Annotated in this window: 15 protein-coding genes; 4 read left to right on the forward strand and 11 right to left on the reverse strand. The window is 46.2% G+C overall.

Features of this window, described 5'->3' with window-relative positions:
* Positions 1-154: 154 nt before the first annotated feature.
* The 3 genes from MHI01_RS14810 to MHI01_RS14820 form a co-directional block, all read right to left on the reverse strand.
* Positions 155-1,144 (reverse strand): inorganic phosphate transporter, encoded by a 990-nt coding sequence (locus tag MHI01_RS14810; RefSeq protein ID WP_036606054.1) that lies wholly within the window; start codon positions 1,142-1,144, stop codon positions 155-157.
* Positions 1,145-1,158: 14 nt separating this feature from the next.
* Entirely contained in the window at positions 1,159-1,779 is a 621-nt protein-coding gene (locus tag MHI01_RS14815; RefSeq protein ID WP_017690670.1) for a DUF47 domain-containing protein, read from the reverse strand.
* 317 nt (positions 1,780-2,096) lie between these two features.
* The gene (locus MHI01_RS14820) at positions 2,097-3,170 is read right to left on the reverse strand and encodes a DUF3048 domain-containing protein (RefSeq protein WP_282319434.1); all 1,074 of its coding nucleotides are present in this window, start codon (positions 3,168-3,170) and stop codon (positions 2,097-2,099) included.
* A 336-nt stretch (positions 3,171-3,506) separates the two neighbouring features.
* Between MHI01_RS14820 and MHI01_RS14825 the strand changes: the two genes are divergently transcribed.
* Both MHI01_RS14825 and MHI01_RS14830 read left to right on the forward strand, forming a co-directional pair.
* Complete coding sequence (locus MHI01_RS14825; RefSeq protein ID WP_017690672.1) at positions 3,507-4,049, forward strand: DoxX family protein; 543 nt, start codon at positions 3,507-3,509, stop codon at positions 4,047-4,049.
* Positions 4,050-4,204: 155 nt separating this feature from the next.
* A complete protein-coding gene (locus MHI01_RS14830) occupies positions 4,205-4,417 on the forward strand; it encodes a hypothetical protein (protein WP_017690673.1) in 213 nt (70 codons plus the stop codon).
* 172 nt (positions 4,418-4,589) lie between these two features.
* Here MHI01_RS14830 and MHI01_RS14835 read toward each other — a convergent pair whose 3' ends face one another.
* From MHI01_RS14835 to MHI01_RS14845, 3 genes are all read right to left on the reverse strand, one after another.
* Positions 4,590-5,375, reverse strand: a complete 786-nt coding sequence (locus MHI01_RS14835) for a DODA-type extradiol aromatic ring-opening family dioxygenase (protein WP_340983478.1) — start codon at positions 5,373-5,375, stop codon at positions 4,590-4,592.
* A gap of 103 nt (positions 5,376-5,478) precedes the next feature.
* A complete protein-coding gene (locus MHI01_RS14840; protein ID WP_036606057.1) occupies positions 5,479-6,309 on the reverse strand; it encodes an alpha/beta hydrolase in 831 nt (276 codons plus the stop codon).
* Between the two features lie 254 nt (positions 6,310-6,563).
* Positions 6,564-6,797, reverse strand: coding sequence for a hypothetical protein (locus MHI01_RS14845; protein WP_036606058.1), 234 nt, complete (start codon positions 6,795-6,797; stop codon positions 6,564-6,566).
* A gap of 412 nt (positions 6,798-7,209) precedes the next feature.
* Here MHI01_RS14845 and MHI01_RS14850 point away from each other — a divergent pair, with 412 nt between their 5' ends.
* Positions 7,210-8,022, forward strand: a complete 813-nt coding sequence (locus tag MHI01_RS14850) for a DUF1129 family protein (protein ID WP_340983479.1) — start codon at positions 7,210-7,212, stop codon at positions 8,020-8,022.
* A 25-nt stretch (positions 8,023-8,047) separates the two neighbouring features.
* Here MHI01_RS14850 and MHI01_RS14855 read toward each other — a convergent pair whose 3' ends face one another.
* Positions 8,048-8,953: an AraC family transcriptional regulator gene (locus MHI01_RS14855; RefSeq protein WP_282319437.1), complete on the reverse strand. Its 906-nt coding sequence runs from the start codon at positions 8,951-8,953 to the stop codon at positions 8,048-8,050.
* Between the two features lie 256 nt (positions 8,954-9,209).
* Positions 9,210-12,383: a copper amine oxidase N-terminal domain-containing protein gene (locus tag MHI01_RS14860; RefSeq protein WP_340983480.1), complete on the reverse strand. Its 3,174-nt coding sequence runs from the start codon at positions 12,381-12,383 to the stop codon at positions 9,210-9,212.
* A gap of 316 nt (positions 12,384-12,699) precedes the next feature.
* Here MHI01_RS14860 and MHI01_RS14865 point away from each other — a divergent pair, with 316 nt between their 5' ends.
* A complete protein-coding gene (locus MHI01_RS14865; RefSeq protein ID WP_340983481.1) occupies positions 12,700-13,668 on the forward strand; it encodes a hypothetical protein in 969 nt (322 codons plus the stop codon).
* Between the two features lie 150 nt (positions 13,669-13,818).
* Here the strand turns inward: MHI01_RS14865 and MHI01_RS14870 are convergent, their stop codons facing one another.
* The 3 genes from MHI01_RS14870 to MHI01_RS14880 all read right to left on the reverse strand — a co-directional run bounded on the left by MHI01_RS14870 (position 13,819) and on the right by MHI01_RS14880 (position 16,898).
* The gene (locus MHI01_RS14870) at positions 13,819-14,421 is read right to left on the reverse strand and encodes a GNAT family N-acetyltransferase (RefSeq protein ID WP_340983482.1); all 603 of its coding nucleotides are present in this window, start codon (positions 14,419-14,421) and stop codon (positions 13,819-13,821) included.
* A complete protein-coding gene (gene ilvA, locus MHI01_RS14875) occupies positions 14,421-15,713 on the reverse strand; it encodes a threonine ammonia-lyase IlvA (RefSeq protein ID WP_036606060.1) in 1,293 nt (430 codons plus the stop codon). The genes MHI01_RS14870 and ilvA overlap by 1 nt, the downstream gene beginning before the upstream one ends.
* Before the next feature lie 294 nt (positions 15,714-16,007).
* Positions 16,008-16,898, reverse strand: a complete 891-nt coding sequence (locus MHI01_RS14880) for an alpha/beta fold hydrolase (RefSeq protein ID WP_340983483.1) — start codon at positions 16,896-16,898, stop codon at positions 16,008-16,010.
* Positions 16,899-17,260: the final 362 nt, after the last annotated feature.

The raw sequence follows: 17,260 nt of genomic DNA on the forward strand, positions 1-17,260 counted from the left end.
CCACGGATGGCTATCCACATATCCAGCCTGTCCACACGTTCATGCACAGGCGTCTCTTGATTTTGGTTGTATAATTGTCCACATATCCCGATATTCACACAGTTATGAACAGATTGTCTGGTAACCCCGAATTCGTTCGGGATAACTTCTCTTTTTAGAAAATAATCCAGTAGAGCAATCCTGCCAGTCCCGCAGTAATCGGAATCGTAATGAACCACGTAATAATGATACGTCCAGCAAGTCCCCATTTCACAGCAGAGAAACGTTTCGCGGAACCCACACCCAGAATTGCTGATGTGATCGCGTGCGTTGTACTAACTGGAAGGTGAAGCAACGTTGCTGTGAAAATAACGGAAGCAGCTGAAATATCCGCGGCAAAACCATTAATCGGTTCAATTTTAAAGATTTTGGTACCCATCGTTTTGATGATTTTCCAACCACCGATGGACGTACCCAGAGCCATCGCTGTTGCCGCTGAAATTTTAACCCACAGCGGAACATCCAGATTATCCTGTACACCTGCTGCAACCAGAGCAAAGGTAATAATTCCCATCGCTTTCTGTGCATCATTCGTACCATGCGTGAATGCTTGCAGTGCTGCCGTGAAAATCTGTACCGTACGGAAACCTTTGTTCACGTTATGCGGACTGCGTTTGGCGAAAATATATTTGAGAATCGTCATGACCACATAACCGATGGCAAATGCGATCAGAGGTGATAACAACAAACCTCCGACGATATCAATGAATCCGCTCCATTTCACTTTATCAGATCCTGCGCCAACGAGTACGGCACCTGCAAGGGCTCCAATAAGTGCATGTGAGGAAGAAGACGGAATACCGAACCACCATGTAACCAGGTTCCAGATAATCGCTGATATCAAGGTGACTATGACGACCTCTATCCCGTTATCCAGCGTGGTGGGGTCGGTCACACTCCCCCCAATCGTCTTCGCAACACCTGTGAACATCATCGCACCGACAAAGTTCATCACCGCTGCCATAAGAATAGCTCGACGCGGCGTCAGTGCTCGGGTTGAGACCGAAGTCGCAATGGCATTGGCCGTGTCGTGAAAACCGTTGATGAAGTCAAACGCCAGTGCAAGGAAGACGACTATACCCAATACCCAAATCGTTGTTTCCATTATTCTCTGGCTCCTTAAGAATTACGCATAATGATGGATTCAAGCACGTTCGCCACGTCTTCACAAGCATCCGTTGTTGTCTCAAGACGTTCGTAAATTTCCTTACGCTTGATCAGTTCAATCGGATCAGACACGGTAGCGAAGAGATGTTTGATACACATGCGCAGCACTTCGTCGCCTTGGTTTTCCAGATCATTCAAACGAATGGTATACTCACGGATCGCGAGCAATTTTTTCTGGGACAGCAGATGGATCGCCTTCTGAATTTCGTAAGCCGATTGGCGCAAAATTTCAGCAAACTGTATGACGAACTCATCATCTGGATCTGTCAGTTGGTACATATAGAAACGGGAAGCCGTTGCTTCGAGTCCGTCCAATACGTCATCAAGTGTTGTTGTCAGCTCCATAATATCATCGCGTTCGATCGGTGTGATAAATGTTTTGTTGAGTTCTGTAATGATCGTATGCACGTAATCATCACATTTCGACTCGTACTTCTTCATTTCATTAGCAAAAAGAGTCACATCCTGAAGGTTGGAAACATGCTGGGAGAAATAATCTGCCGCTTGAACAACCGTATCTGCCATATTCTCCAGTGTCTCAAAAAATATATCCTTCTTCTTCTTAAGCTTCATAGCTCTATCCCCTTTACGAGAAAAATTGCCGACAACCGATGAAACATGAAATGACAACCTTTGATATCTTATCATATTTGTTTCATGGTTTGTACAAAAGGTGTGATCCTTTTTTATATTCTTATCACATTAATCTGAAATGAATCTTAATTATTTGGAATAATGGTAAATTCAAGTCAAGATTTTACACTGCGTTTACAATTCGACATCAAAATTCAAAATCGACACGATTCTACTTTTCACGCTAAGGACAAATATAATGCCTTTTCGACAACAAAATGAATACATGTTTCATTGTTTTCTTTCATTACATCCTTTTATTGCTGCGCAGCCAGCTTCACATGACTGGAAAATTCCGGTTGATTGGGAACAATGCTGATAAAGGTTTTACCCGGTACAAGAGCAACTTCACTGCCACCTTGAACAAACCGTATAATATCCCCCTGCTTCTTCACCCACTGCCCACGAATCATCTTGCCCTTCTGAAAAAGCATGGCTTCCCCGTCCTGTTCCAAATTAACGGACAACCGACCTACATTATCGAGCACCTTGTGATCTGCACCTGCCACAATGATGTTCGCTGCACCAAGTTGAGTCCCATTATCCAGATCCTGATCTGCCTTGCCATTCACCATTCTCATATATCGTCCGCTAACTTCATCATAATCATACGTCACCCGGTAACTATCCAATAAATAATGGATATCAAATTGCTTCACTGCCTCTCCTGCGGATGTCGCGCCTTCTTCGTTATAATTGTATACCGGCGACTTGAAATCATGGCTGTAACCCTTGATGTCTGACCCTTCTCTCAGCTTGTCCGCTGAAGTATACAGATTATGTGGGGCTTTACGATCCGAGGAACGCCAGAAGTAGGGTCCACCATTCGAGATTTCATCCATATGCTGTTTCTGCTGCCTTTGCAAAATGGAATACGCCTCAGGGCTGCCTCCGGCGTGAACAAGTACCCCATCATAACTCTCGCCGAGCTCAATTAGATATGGACGTATACTGCGAACGGGTCCAACCGTCTCAGCACCGCCTCCACTCTGGAAGATGGCTATGAAACGGGTAATGCCTCCCTCAGCGAGAACTTCAAGAATGATATCGGCTGAACTTAGACCCGATTGGGGCCGAGCTGCGGGTGCATTATTAATCATTACGGCGAGTGGTCGACGCGTAATCGCTTCATCTACAGGCAGACCCGTCAGAGGTGCTGTATAGAGAGACGTGTTGGTTTCCTCCACGTGTTCTTCTTGTACAGGTGCAGGTGTCGGTTCTGGCTGAACTGGCATCTGCGCCACCTCCTGGTTTTGGCAGGCAACAAGACTTAATGAGAGAATAAACAGAGATGCAACCGATGCTGCTTTGTTCCATTTAAAAAGCTTCAATATAGGACCTCCTGAACGATATGGCCTGGTTCTAAGTTGTGATATATGTCTCATGTGGGCAACCATTTCACGTATTTCTTTCCATTTAATCACACCCCATCCGATTTGTCTGCGCCTAGAAGGCCTTGATACAGCTTGAAATTCACATTTGAAACAGCATATAGCTAGAAAAATATGTCCTAAATGTGAACTTCTCAAACCTTACTTAAAATTTGAACTAGATTGTGATTTTAATCACAAACAAAACGACTTTTGAACTATACAATAAAGACATCAAAGGTGATCACTTAGAAAAACAAAACAACACACACTAGATTCCATGAAGGAGTGGTTCATATGTTCAGCACAAACCAATGGCTTAGAGAAAACAAAGTAGCAATGTGGATTTTGACAGTACTTCGGGTGTATATCGGTTATGATTGGATGACTCACGGATGGAGCAAATTGACTGGCGGATTCGAAGCTGGCGGGTTCCTTGCAGGGGCATTGGAAAAAACAACGGGTGATCATCCTGCAGTTCAAGCATGGTGGGGAACGTTCCTTGAGAAATTCGCAGTACCAAACGCAGGACTGTTCGACTTCGTTATCCCATTGGGTGAATTCCTTGTAGGTTTGGGTCTCATCCTCGGTTGCTTCACTACACTAGCAGCACTGATGGCTATGGTCATGAACTTCGCGTTCCTCTTCTCGGGAACAGTAAGCACGAATGCTCAACTGGTTGTAATGGAAATCTTCCTTGTCGTTGCTGGTGCAAATGCAGGTAAAATCGGTCTGGATCACTGGGTACTGCCTTACCTTCGCGGATTGTTCACTCGTAACAACAAAGGAAATCTTCCTAAAGACACACCAACGATTAGCCCTACTCAAAAAACAGCTTAAGCAATCATTCATAGAATTCTCGGCCCTGCTCCCAATCCCCCTGGAGAGCAGGGCTTTTTACTTTTCAAAATCAGCCTGAATGCCTGACTGACTTGCCCATCCACAGAAAATCGTATTATGATGAAATAAAGTTGAACTTCAAAGGAGTACACGATATGCCGACCCAGCGACGTCTCGAGACCGATGCGGACTTCCAGGAAGCCATGAATATGAAGTATAAGGTTCGAGTTTTTAAAGATAATCACCAGATTGACTCCGGTGGCATCATTATCCGTTTTGACAGCAACACCGTAGTAGTACAATCCAGTGTCAGTGAGCTCGCTTATCATTCGCGTACAGACTGTGAATTGTTCGAAATCCGCAAATAAAGATCTATTGCATGAATAAGTCCTCATATTGAAAAAAGGTTACTGTAGCCCTTCAAGGGTGTACAGTAACCTTCTTTTGTTTATATATTGTAATTGTATGCATTAATACACGTTATGTTATCCGTACCAAACTGGCTTCAAGCACCATAATCAGGCTGTTGTCTGTTCCAAGTTACACGCCGTCTCCAAACTGCCAGCAGTTCAAACTGAGCGTTCCGTAAGGGTAAGACTGGAATAGACGCTTCGCTGATCGGGACATATCCGCTGTACCCATGGCGTAGAACAAAGGTGCAATGTGTTCTGTACCATACGACGGAACCGCCGTACGTGCATGAGGGGCTTTTTTCTCATATTGAAACAGTTCTCTTGTGTTCCACTGCTGCAAGCGCTCCCCGATCCAGTTATCAAATTCCACCGCCCACTCTTGCGGTTCATCCGTATTGCCCAGCAATCGCAAATTGTGAACCGTTCCACCGCTGCCAATGATTAACACATCATCATGACGTAGCTGTTCCAGCATTCGGCCAATATCATACTGTTCCTGCGGCGTACGGAGCGAGTCTACAGATACAGCAATCACAGGAATGTTAGCCTTGGGATACATATGGAGCAACGGTACCCATACGCCATGATCCAGCCCTCGGCCTCGAATCGGCTGATGTGCCAGATTGCTACGGGTGAACAAAGCACATATCTCGTTCGCTAAATCCGGCTGCCCAGATGCAGGGTATTCCATCGTATACATCGTAGAAGGAAATCCGTAAAAATCATGCAAGGTCTGATGTGTATTATCCATCGTCACGGACGGTTCAGGACAATCCCAATGCGCCGTAAATACGACAATGGCTTTCGGAGCCGGCAGCCTGTCTCCAAGCTGGTTCAAGAAGTGAGTGTAGTCATTGCTCTCCACCGCCAGAGCGGGAGAACCATGCGCAATGAAAAGTGCGGGTAATGTCATTGCTGCCAACCTCCAGACACGGATAGAATGCTTACTCCTCTATTTTACCCTTAAGAAGGCGCTTTTCCAAGCTGACATCCCCAAACAGTTGTAATCCTGCCACTTATATCATCCAGTGTTGCCAATCCTGCTCGATCTTCTGACGTTCACCCAGCCACTCTCTGGTACGCGTAATCAGCTGTTCCCGCTCTTTACCTGAAGAGAAGGTGTGATCACCCTGGAAGATGATCTCCTTGTCGCAACGGCCTTCCTGGCGCATCCAGAATACCTTTTGATACAGGAATGCGTAGTCTACAGGAATAATCTCATCTGACGTGCCATGCACGACGAGTACATCTCCGCTAAACTTAACTGCTTCCTGGAATGGCTGTTGTTCAGCAAGAGACTCGAAGAACGTCGGTGTGAATTTGTATCCCAGATAATCAGCCGCACCCAGTTTCACGCCTTCATCGTATACTTCCCGTCCCGTAATCTTCACGATATCATTGAATGGATAACCCACGGAGGACCACATAACCAGGTTTTTGACACGTTTGTCACGTACAGCAGTTAGTAATGCAACGGCACCACCCAGACTATGACCAATCAGCGTAACACGCGTAGGATCTACATCACTGCAATTCACCGCGTAATCCAGCACCGAACGGGTCTGCAGCACCATGGACTCCAGTCCCTCCGCTCCGTACTCCCCACTGCTCTCTCCGCAACCGATATAATCGAAACGCAAGACCAGATAACCGTCTTCAGCCAGCTCCCGTGCAGTCTTTACAAACAAACGATCCACGCCGATCCGGCTACCAACGAAGCCGTGGCAGATGACCGCCAGAGGGACCCGTTGCTGACTCTTCTCCTCCTTGATATCTTTCACGACCGGATAATGAATCGTGGCTGTTAATTCTTCCTGTCCATGACGGATACTGATCTGACGTTCCATACCGATTTCCCCTTTCCACCCTTAGCCTGTTAACTTCCATTTATTAAATATATATAATCCGATAAGTTTAGTTTGTATTAAGATGTTATTCATATACTATCATCCCGTAACCTTCAAGTCAACGTAAGTAAGAACCCTTTCTACGTCGACTACCAATCTACATTTTATCGGATAATAAGCGCAAAAAAATGAGCCACGCTGATGACAGCTGGCCCGGATATCATTTGGAATTCAAACCAAGTGTTGCAGGTTCGTTATTCGTAGCTTCTACGGAACATCTCGTGGGTCTCCACCCGTCCATTCCACTCATGCTCATGACCCGAATCAGTATTGTCCCAGAAACTTCTTCCCTTCAAATTTCCATCTGTCAGTTCTTCTGCATACTCCGTATCCTCCAGATTTTCCTCAAAGGATACAACCTCGTCCACGACTCCACGGGAGTTGCTGTTCAGTAGCAGCTTCCGGGTCAATTCTGTTTGTTTATCCATAACAAGCACACTCCAATCTTGGATTTCTGTTGGAAATGCTACTATTGTGATGGAATCGGCTGCTCTTTATGCATACTTCACACAATCGTTAGATCTGGGAGGCGTGAGGGTATTTTTTTACATGAACGGGGGAAAATAAACGAACAAACATAGGCAGCATATGCCTCGGAATCCTTCTGCCGAAAGGAATGAATTCATGGAACATCTACTGGAATGGATTCAACATCACGGTAAACTGGTGCTGTTATGCACCTGTGTTATACTGGCCTGTGTATGGATATGGGTCCACCATGAGCAGCTTTTTTATAAGGAATGACTTTGCGAAACGAGAGCCCTTCCCGTATACTAAAATACCGTCAGGGTCTTCAGTCAATTGGAAGATCAGAACGTGTGTAGACAGGGGGAGCAATCATTGGGGATTTCCTATAAGAAGCTTAAAGAAATACAGAATCGGCAAATAACTGAGATGAGTCGAATGACACCTGAACATGTGAAATTGTATGACGAGATCAGCACAATTGCGCGTCATGCGCCAGCGGACGAGAGAACACAGGAAGAGTGGATACTCTCCGCCGGAAAAGCAATCATACAGGCTCAGCGGGATAACAAACCAGCTCGCGAGTTATACGGACCTGATCTGGAACAAGACATCCATGCACAGCTTGGGATTACAAATACAGCACCGGAGAAGTCGGCTGCCGTTGAGGTGGGTAAATCCAGCCCAACCCGTGATAATAGTTCAACAGCTTCATCGAAAAAGAATGCCAACGCTGTAGAACCACAGCCAACTGAGAATCCAGAGCCTGTGAAACGGACACCAAAGTGGTATGCCATGATCGCTTGGGCGGCTTTGTCTTTTGTCATGTTGATTCAAGGATGTGTGGGATTGTTCGTGGGTTGGACTGGCGGAGATACGGAGCCGTTCCAACACATCAGTCTGTTCTCTCTGATCGTTGCGGCAGTTGGCGGTATTGCATTGGTGGAGATGCTTCGCCGCCTTGCTGAGCGACCGGACGATGAAGGAGCGGACAAGAACACCGTACCTAAGGTTAACCTTAAGGGAATCATCATTTACATCGTCATCGTGGTCCTTGTGCTGTTTGTAGGGTATCCACTACGTGATAAACTTCCGGTATTTGCACTGGCTCCGTGGGTGAGTGCCGTGATCGGAGTTGTGGGACTTGCAACGGTAAGACCTTTATTTGGACAAAAGAAAACAGTATAACACGTATATAAGCGATTAAGGGGCCTCACGAATTCGTGAGGTCTTTTTCCATTTGGAGCTGGTTCCGATGTTTGATTCCTTTGCCCGGTGTCTCTCCAAACTCCCGCTTGAACATCCGGATAAAATAGTTCACTTCCATCCCTATGGTCTCTGCCGCCTCTCGTACACTTGCTCCTGGATGCTTGTCCATCCAGTCCGAAGCCTTCTGCAAACGTAATCGTTGCATATATTGATGTCCTGTCACGCCATAATGATGATGAAATAATCGATTGAGATGCTGAACCGAATAGCCCACTGCGTCAGCGACATGCTTCAATAACAGATCGTCCTGATAGTGCGTATGCATCAATGCTACTGCTCGGATGAGTGCATCCTTGCTCGGATCGGGCTCCCGATTAGAGTGTTTTACAGTGCCATCCTGTGCCCTAGATGTTCCAATACCTCCTATGCCGACATCAGATGAAATTTTCAATTGTGCTATATCTAAAATAAGCTGGTAGATAAGGGCTGATGTGTTCCACATCTCCGTTGCTCCTCGATCCAGCCCATGCCAGAGATTGGTCATCCGTGACCAGATGATTTCAAAACCAGAGATATGGCACGGCTCGTTCTGAAGCAAACCCGTGGATTGTAGTACCGATCCAGCCGATGTACCGCCAATACCGATATAACCCAGTTCCCCTTTGGATTTGGAATGAGGCACATACTCATGCGCAACTTCGGGTTCCACGATGAATAACTGCCCTGCTCCTATCGTCCATGTCCCTTTTCCCGTTACCTTGAACTGCCCTTCACCACCGCGTGACAAAAACAACTGATATACCGGAAATCCATCCGGTCTATGCAGAACTTTCTCTTCCTGTGTCCCCACACAATACAGGTACAGCGGCAACCGGGAATCCGGCAGGCCCGTCAAACGAAATGCAAGCATTCCATCATTCCTTTCGGATCATAGGCTTCTAGCTTATTCCTTCTATTATCCATCCGTTTGTCCTGTTCCAGCAATGGTCTAAGGAACCTTTTTGGCGACAAGATTTTCAAAATGGAAGTTGCCGCGATAACGTTAAACGTTATCTACGAGGGAATGATAAAGACTCCCTTTCCGTATGGAAAGGGAGTTAATGGATTCGAATTCCTAAAATTCAATTACCCAGTATGCGTTTCAACCGCATTTGTCTATCTTAAAATCATGAACCCTGCGTAGTGGATAGCTCGTTTGTAGCAGATGCTTGAGTGCCATTACCACCTGAAGTTCCCGCGCCCTTATTGTCAGTTCCCTGACCATTGCCAGAAGAAGCTGGCGGAATATCAAATGTTCTTTCTGCACTGACAGATGTATATTTCGTCGATTCACTCACCACTGAGACTACCAAAACTTTGTATTTACCCGCTCCAAAAGCCATATTATTTGAATCATTGGCGGAATTTCCAATATCCACTATTGCTGTCCCTGAAGAAGTACCACCCGTATCAACAGTTTTTAAAGCTCTCCCAGCAGTTCCTGAACCGCTTCCTTCTTTAACAATGTACACATCGTAACGAGTAATCCCTAATTCATTTGGCTTATCGAAACTTACATTGATTAAATTATCAGTTACTTTTGCTTCTAAAGCAGTTACCGTTTGCACTGGTGTTACTGTCTGTTTCTTCGCATTAATAGTGAATGTAGATGAAGCCAAACTTGATTCACGATTATTGTCGTTTGATTCAGATAAAATATACACCGTGTATGATTTGCCTGCTTCAATTTTTTGACCATTGATATCAGACAGTACACCCGGAAGTATGGCATTTCCACCAGATGTTTCCACGTATTTTATTGTAGTGGAATTGTTTTCTTTCGCTATATTCTTCGCTACATTGAGCCCAAATGCGCTTCCTGTCGGAGCAACCATAACAACATAACGTCCAATGCCTGCTTTGGAAGCTGGTTCCGTATATCTCAAAGTCACATCCGTTACATCACCAGCTGCTTGCTCTTCTTTCTTAACTTCAACGTTAGTAATTGTAACTACTCCTACTGCAATAGTTACGGACAATTTAACATCTGCATAGGCCGTTGACAGCACATTGGATGAATTACCTGTATTACTTACCGCAAGTACAAATATGCGATAGTTCTCATCATTGCGAATAGTTGTACTATCTGTTGCCTTGGTATCGTCTAAAGTCACCGTGTAATCTCCGCTTCCTCCAGCTTTATTTACCACCTTAAAGTTGGAGTTCCGATTAGCTTCCGACAAATCAAATCCACTCAAGTTGGAAGTTTTGACTACAAATACACGGTAATGGTACACGTTCGTCTCATTCGACGATCGATTAAATGTCACACGCAAATCACGTCCATCTCCGTTATCCGCGATGTCCTTCGCAGTCACACTGGTGGGAGCGGTAACAGCCGTGTTCGCAGTCAGTGTGATCTGAGAAGAATATGAAGACAACGCATTTTGACTTGAGTTTCCGCTATTGCTTACTGACATAACGAATACACGATAGGAAACGTTATTGGAAATAAGGGAACCGCTTGTATCATATGCATTCGGAAGCGTAACTGACAAGTTACCACCCGTTTTGTTCACCTGCGTATAGTAGTTCGACGCATTAGCTGCACTTAGTGTGAAGTTGCCCGCATTACCGGAGCGAACAACGTATACTCGATATCCAGAGATTCTGGACTCATCCGCGGCCTTGTTGAACGAAACCCGTAGATCACGCCCATCACCGTTGTCACCAATATCCGCAACAGCCAGGTTGCTAATGACTCCTGCGTTACCGGTCGTTGTCAGTCTCAGGGCTGTGGAGGAAGCTGACAGCGCATTGGTGTATCCATTTTGCTGATTGCCCACCGCCATCACAAAGATGCGATAATCTTGCAGATTCGTTACATTATAACCACTTGTGTCCTTCATGGATGAAGGTAATGTCGTTGTAATGTTGTTGCCTGTTTTATTCACCGTATAGTACAGACTGGAGGACAGGTTACTCGCCGTTGTCAGATTAAAGCTGCTGGCAACCGAGTTACGCACCACAAAGACGCGATAATTCGCCACCTTGGACTCATCTGATGAACGGTTGAAACTCACCTGAATGTCACGACCATCTCCATAATCCGAGTTATCCTTCACCTGCGTAATTACTGGAGACGTTGCTGTGTTCACGGACAACGTAAGTGAAGATGATGCTGCGGACAGCTTGCTGTCTGTTGTTGTATTAGTGCTTACCGACAAGATGTAGACCACATACGCTGTGCCACTTTTAATCATTTCGCCAGACGTATCCCGTGTCGAAGAAGTCAGCTGGCTTTTCACTGCGGTACTGTTTCCTTTGTATATGATCGTGGAGTTTGCACTGGACACTTTATTCGCTGCAGCCAGATTGAACGCAGAAGAGTCCTTCGCTTTGACTACAAAAGCACGATAATACGTAATGTTCGATGTTGTGCTCGGCTGCGTGAAGTTAATCTCCAGATCGCGGCCATCGCCATAGTCACTAATATCTGCGGCACGCAGACTTGCAACCGCCTGTACTGTGGATTTCACATTATTGAGCTTCAATGCTTGGGAAGACCAGTTCAGTGCATTTTTATAATTATTGCTGCTGTTACCAACAGTCAGTACGTACAGACGATACGTTTCATTACTATTGAGCAAATCCCCGTTCACGTCACGTGTCTGCGCGTTAAGTGTCAGTTTCGGGTTGCTGCCATTTGGTGTAACAGATGTATAGTTCGCAGAAGGTACGGCAGTTGCTGAGGACTCCGTGAAGCTATTCACATCGCGAGTTTTTACCAGCATAATCCGGTAAGCAGATACCGCCTTCTCTGAAGTTGGACGTGTGAAGCTCACGGTCAAGTCACGACCATCTCCGTTACTTCCGGATACCGAACCATAGATGTTCCATGCAGCATATTGTGTCTCATCTACTGGAGGTGTTGCTGTTGTCTTGATATCTACACGCTGATTGCGTGAGTTCCAGAATACTTTTTCTCCAAAAGCTTCACTGACAAAACGAATTGGAACCATCGTGTTGCCCTTAATCGTGTTTGCAGGTACATCCAGCGATATCGCTTCCCCGTTGATGTATGCCGTTTTGGAACCAAGTTTCAAAGTAACTTCCTGATCATCGCGAGTTGCAACAATCGTTTTGGTTCTGTTCGTGTATTGTACCTTCGCATCCAATCCTTCAAAAATCGACCGAAGCGGAACGAGTACGCGTCCACCTTTCATGACAGGTGCCTGAGCAGATGATAACTCTGCATCATTGATGTATATGCTGATTCTCGCGGCTGCATCCATAACCGACGTTGGAAGTGCGGACATCAGCATGGCCGATACAGCCAGCGCTGACATTACCTTCTTCACTTGTTTTCCTCCCGCTTTCCTCATATCCCATATCCCCATTCTCACATTTAGTTAACATCGAAATAGATTCGCTGTTCTTTTCATTAATTCCTGTATTTTCCTATGCACAACTAAGACGTTCAGATCGGCTCAAAAGTTTCCAGTTGTACAAAAAATATTTTCTCAGAAATCTCCCTCTATCTTCCACCCTCCAAAAGTTAAAAATAACAGAAGAATTTGTCACTATTCCGCAACCACATCCTTCCCCAATTGGGTTAAGGTATAGTGACTAGTGAACAACGCCTATCATTTTCTCAACTACGGGAGGTTCATATCTATGACACCATCGTTCCAATCTGCCAAACGTAAAGGCATGCGCACCTTCATTACAGCCACCGCCATCCTCATGCTGCTCCAAACGGCTGTCGCTCCATTATCCGGAGTCGTTGCTGCCGCTTCTTCCAGTACAGATACCAAAGTCACAACTGCCAGTTCAACAACGATATATAAAACATTTCAGTCCATGCTCTACAAAAAGAACGGCTTGCCTGCCGCGGATACTTATCTCGAATCTCATATCAAAAAAGTAACAAAGCATCACGCCACCCTGATGGTGCTTCAATTGGAGAATGCTCGCCTGAAGGCGCTAAGTACCATGACAGACCGCCTGCTCGTTCCTAACGTTCAGGACAAGATGATCAAGGCTTACAAGTTGAATGATAGCTTCACCAAACTCATGGAGCGTACCCAGGACTCCGATCTGCGTGCACTGTTAAAAGAAGCCCGTGACAGCGGCTACCGCCTCGTCATGCTCGAAGGCTCCCTCTATCCCATAATGAATTATGCGGCATTCGTGAAATATACCTCTGTAATTAAAGAGGACATCTCTAGCTACATCAGTATCATGACAAAGGAAACAAAAAACTTGCCTGCGGATGACGGTGCTCTGGTCATTGGCTATCAGGAAATTCTCCTTCGAGCACTGAGCCAGGAAAGATTCCTGGAGCTGCATCCAAAATCAAATCGGGCCAAGCAGGTGCAGAATCTGTTAAACAGTTATACCCTGTATACCTTTTATGGACTGAACAATACACCGCTGTTTGATTATGACACGAACAAAATGGTTGCGAACGCCCAAAGAGGCTACAACGGCGTCTTGCAGCGTCTTGCATCCGTCGATAGTGAATTCCTCACCAAGCTGGATGCCTTTATGGACGTGGTTAAGGAATCTAAGTATGAAAAAACGACTGCTGTCGAGAAATGGCTGGAGCAGAATGTGCCGGTCAGCGACTACGCGAATTATTGAGTTAATCCGCTTCCATGGTTAATATCCTGTTCGAATTCAGGCTAAATCCCAACAGATAACCACAACAAAAACCGCCACAGGATTCGCTCCTGTGGCGGTTTTCTTCATGCTTTTATCATCAAAACTAACTCAACCGGTCAGCTCCCTGCACTATTGAATCGGTTTGACCATATGATTATACTCATGTCCTGCGATGACAATCACATCGTCTTTGACATATCCCTGCCGTTCGTACAGCATTAGCGCACGGCCGTTGTCCCGTTCTACAATCAAGGATACCTGCGAGTGACCCAGATCTCTGCCCTGCTGCTCAAAAGCAGCCATCAGTGCCCGGCCGATGCCCTGCCCCTGATAAGCTTCACTTACCGAGAGAGTATCCAGATAATACTCCCCCGGACGGGTCTCTTTGACCAATGCATACTTCTCATCCCGGCTTCGTCCAGGTCGATCCAGAATCGGCTGGTCCAGACGATCTGCTTCTCCGCCATCATAGGCTACCAGAATCCCCGCAATCAGCCCATCCCGCTCCATCACTGTCACATGACGATAGCTAATCCGGTTGTTTTCCTGTACATAGAACTCCTGCAAAATCTGCATCGCCTTCTCATGATCCGCCTCACCCGCAAGCGTGTATGCAATGTCTCCTATCGCCTGATACAGCAAAGGAATAACCTGATCAGCATCTTCTATGCGTGCAGGTCTGATCAGAGGAGATGTTTCGTGGTGATCTGACGGCATACTGGTATGTTTCATCAGATTAACATGTTGAACAGATTTAGATTTTTGTTCAGTTCGGTATAGGCGATACCTTTGCGGTTCATGCGTTCAATGAGCGGGTGGTAATCTTCCTTGTACATCAGCTCGATGCCCACCAAGGCAGGGCCATTTTCCTTATCATGCTTTTTCGTATATTCAAACCGGGTGATATCATCATTTTTCCCTAGAACTTCCTCCAGGAATTCACGTAAAGCTCCTGCACGCTGCGGGAAATTAACCATGAAATAATACTTCAGACCTTCATAGATCAGGGAACGTTCCTTGATCTCCTGCATCCGGTCGATATCGTTGTTCCCGCCACTAATAACACAGACCACCGTCTTGCCCACGATTTGCTCACGATACTGCTCCAGCGCCGCAACAGCCAAGGAACCGGCAGGCTCGACAACGATCGCATTTTCATTATAGAGTTCCAGAATAGTTGTGCAGGCTTTGCCTTCTGGCACTTTCACAATGTCATCAAGTATACTGTTGCAGATATCAAAGGTGAGATCGCCAACCCGTTTCACCGCTGCACCATCCACGAATTTATCAATATCATCCAACGTCACAACCTGTTTGCGGAACATCGCCTCACTCATGGAAGCTGCCCCAAGTGGCTCAACTCCAATGATGCGTGTCTCTGGACTCACGGTCTTCATGTAGGTTCCCACGCCGGCTGCCAACCCTCCGCCACCAATTGTCACGAACACATAGTCGGCATTCTCATCGAGACTTTCCATGATTTCCATCGCTACCGTACCATTACCTGCAATAATCTTCGGTTGATCAAAAGGATGGATAAACGTCATGCCCTGTTCGTCACATGCACGCATCGCTTCAGCATAAGCGTCATCATACGTATCCCCGATCAGCACCACTTCAACGTTGTTTCCACCAAAGCGACGCACCTGCTTCACCTTCTGGTTCGGTGTTGTACTCGGCATGAAGATTTTGCCGTTAATTCCGAGCGCATTACAGCTAAAAGCGACACCCTGAGCATGGTTGCCCGCACTCGCACAGACAATACCCTTCTCCATCTCGGCTGGTGTCAGACTGCGAATCATATTATAGGCGCCTCGAATTTTGAACGAACGTACCACTTGAAGGTCTTCCCTTTTCAGATACACATTACAGTTATATTTGGCCGACAATACAGCATCCCGCTGTAACGGCGTTCTTACAATGACCTCACGCAACACATGATGTGCGCGTACGATATCTTCCATGCCAACACTGGCACGACCGGGACTTGTGGTTCCCGTTGGTTCTTGTTCAACTGGTTTCATGTTGTCTCCACACTCCGCTTTTATGGTCTATATAAGTTGAACTAAAGTTTATTTTTACACTGACACTACGATGACAGAATAACCCTCCAATCGCTGTTATCCCCAGATTTTTTCGATTCCCTTTTCCCAAGGGAAAAATCCGGTGATAGCGTATGCTTCCGATGTAGCTTTCTTTCAGAAAGCTTTTAGGCGAACGCTTCGCTTTTTCAGGTTCTTTCTGTCCTCTCCGTTATCGTGTAAATCATTAATTCAACTTATCTAGCAATGTCGCGCACTGCTTTTCTTTGTATTGTATCACTTTTGCTCTGTTCTTGCGCCTGAGCTCACGTCATTTATCATTCGTACAATTTCATCAATAATGACCTGAGGGTCTGTATACATAACCATATGTCCCGATTGATCGGCCCCAATCCATCTCGCATTGGACAGCTGGCTCACCGTCTGACGATGCGCCGTAATGAGGGCAGGTCTTATTTTCCCCTCTCCCTTGCCCGGTTTCGTACCCGAGATCACGCTAACTTCCAGATCACCCAGAGCCGGAGGATGTTCCAGCAGCGCTGCCATGTCATCCAGAAACGTTTTGCCTTCCGCAAGCATCGTGCTGGCTGCCCGTACAGTGAAATCCTCCTTGAGGTGATCCGCTGCCACATCGTCAGGCTGAACACTTCCAGCTTTGCTACCAAGCATCTTATATAAGCCAGTTCGCGCCATGATTGGAATAATGAAACCATTGATGGCAAAGCTCTTTTTAGTAAGCTTGGAAAAATACATTTCGCAATGCTCGTCTGATGGATCCACCAGAATAATGCCACGTAATCGAGATAGAAGTGCAGCTGCCGCAGCCCGTACAATCGGACCGCCCCAGCTATGTCCAACCAGAATGAATGGGCCCGGGCCCAGAGCTGTCAGCAGTTCTCCAAGATCCCCTGCAATGCGTTCAAGGCTGCGGGGAGCCGAGTCGACATCACTTCGTCCCGCCCCTGCCCTGTCATACACAACTGCACGTGCATGCTCAGCAATGGCTGGTGCAACCAGTCCCCAGTTTGATCTGGAGGCGCCCATACCGGACTCAAATACAACCGTCAGCTCTCCTGTTCCCCTGGACATATAATGTAGTTTGCGACCATCACGGGTCCGAACAAACGCACTTGAACCAAACGTATGTGAGCTAGGGTTAGGATTCATATTCCCCTCCTGATTACGTGCATAATCATCTATCACCGAATCTAATTGAAAATGATTATCAATTACTTCATTATAGAATAATCCATGCTTTACGACAACCATGTTGCTTCAGCAAGTTACAGCATTCCTGTCACCTCTGTCACGTTGCAAGGATCATCCTCCATACACCGTTCCTTTCCCACCTCCTTTTTCCTTATGCAAAAAGAAAACCCGATCCATGATCGGATCGGGTAACTGTCCCAGCCACTGTGTCGCTGGACCTCACATACACCTTCTTGTTGCTTCGTGCGCAGTTCCTGCACGTATCGCATAATCGTAATCGCTTAATCCAAGGATGGACGAATACTCGGTTTAAGAGCACA

This window comes from Paenibacillus sp. FSL M7-0656 (assembly GCF_038003225.1).
Lineage (GTDB): Bacteria > Bacillota > Bacilli > Paenibacillales > Paenibacillaceae > Paenibacillus > Paenibacillus amylolyticus.

What these genes read in the sequence shown, in the direction of transcription:
- MHI01_RS14810 (WP_036606054.1), bottom strand. Translation starts at nt 1,144, where the DNA reads ATGGAAACAACGATTTGGGTATTGGGTATAGTCGTCTTCCTTGCACTG.
- MHI01_RS14815 (WP_017690670.1), bottom strand. Translation starts at nt 1,779, where the DNA reads ATGAAGCTTAAGAAGAAGAAGGATATATTTTTTGAGACACTGGAGAAT.
- MHI01_RS14825 (WP_017690672.1), top strand. Translation starts at nt 3,507, where the DNA reads ATGTTCAGCACAAACCAATGGCTTAGAGAAAACAAAGTAGCAATGTGG.
- MHI01_RS14830 (WP_017690673.1), top strand. Translation starts at nt 4,205, where the DNA reads ATGCCGACCCAGCGACGTCTCGAGACCGATGCGGACTTCCAGGAAGCC.
- MHI01_RS14835 (WP_340983478.1), bottom strand. Translation starts at nt 5,375, where the DNA reads ATGACATTACCCGCACTTTTCATTGCGCATGGTTCTCCCGCTCTGGCG.
- MHI01_RS14840 (WP_036606057.1), bottom strand. Translation starts at nt 6,309, where the DNA reads ATGGAACGTCAGATCAGTATCCGTCATGGACAGGAAGAATTAACAGCC.
- MHI01_RS14845 (WP_036606058.1), bottom strand. Translation starts at nt 6,797, where the DNA reads ATGGATAAACAAACAGAATTGACCCGGAAGCTGCTACTGAACAGCAAC.
- MHI01_RS14855 (WP_282319437.1), bottom strand. Translation starts at nt 8,953, where the DNA reads ATGCTTGCATTTCGTTTGACGGGCCTGCCGGATTCCCGGTTGCCGCTG.
- MHI01_RS14865 (WP_340983481.1), top strand. Translation starts at nt 12,700, where the DNA reads ATGACACCATCGTTCCAATCTGCCAAACGTAAAGGCATGCGCACCTTC.
- MHI01_RS14870 (WP_340983482.1), bottom strand. Translation starts at nt 14,421, where the DNA reads ATGAAACATACCAGTATGCCGTCAGATCACCACGAAACATCTCCTCTG.
- ilvA (WP_036606060.1), bottom strand. Translation starts at nt 15,713, where the DNA reads ATGAAACCAGTTGAACAAGAACCAACGGGAACCACAAGTCCCGGTCGT.
- MHI01_RS14880 (WP_340983483.1), bottom strand. Translation starts at nt 16,898, where the DNA reads ATGAATCCTAACCCTAGCTCACATACGTTTGGTTCAAGTGCGTTTGTT.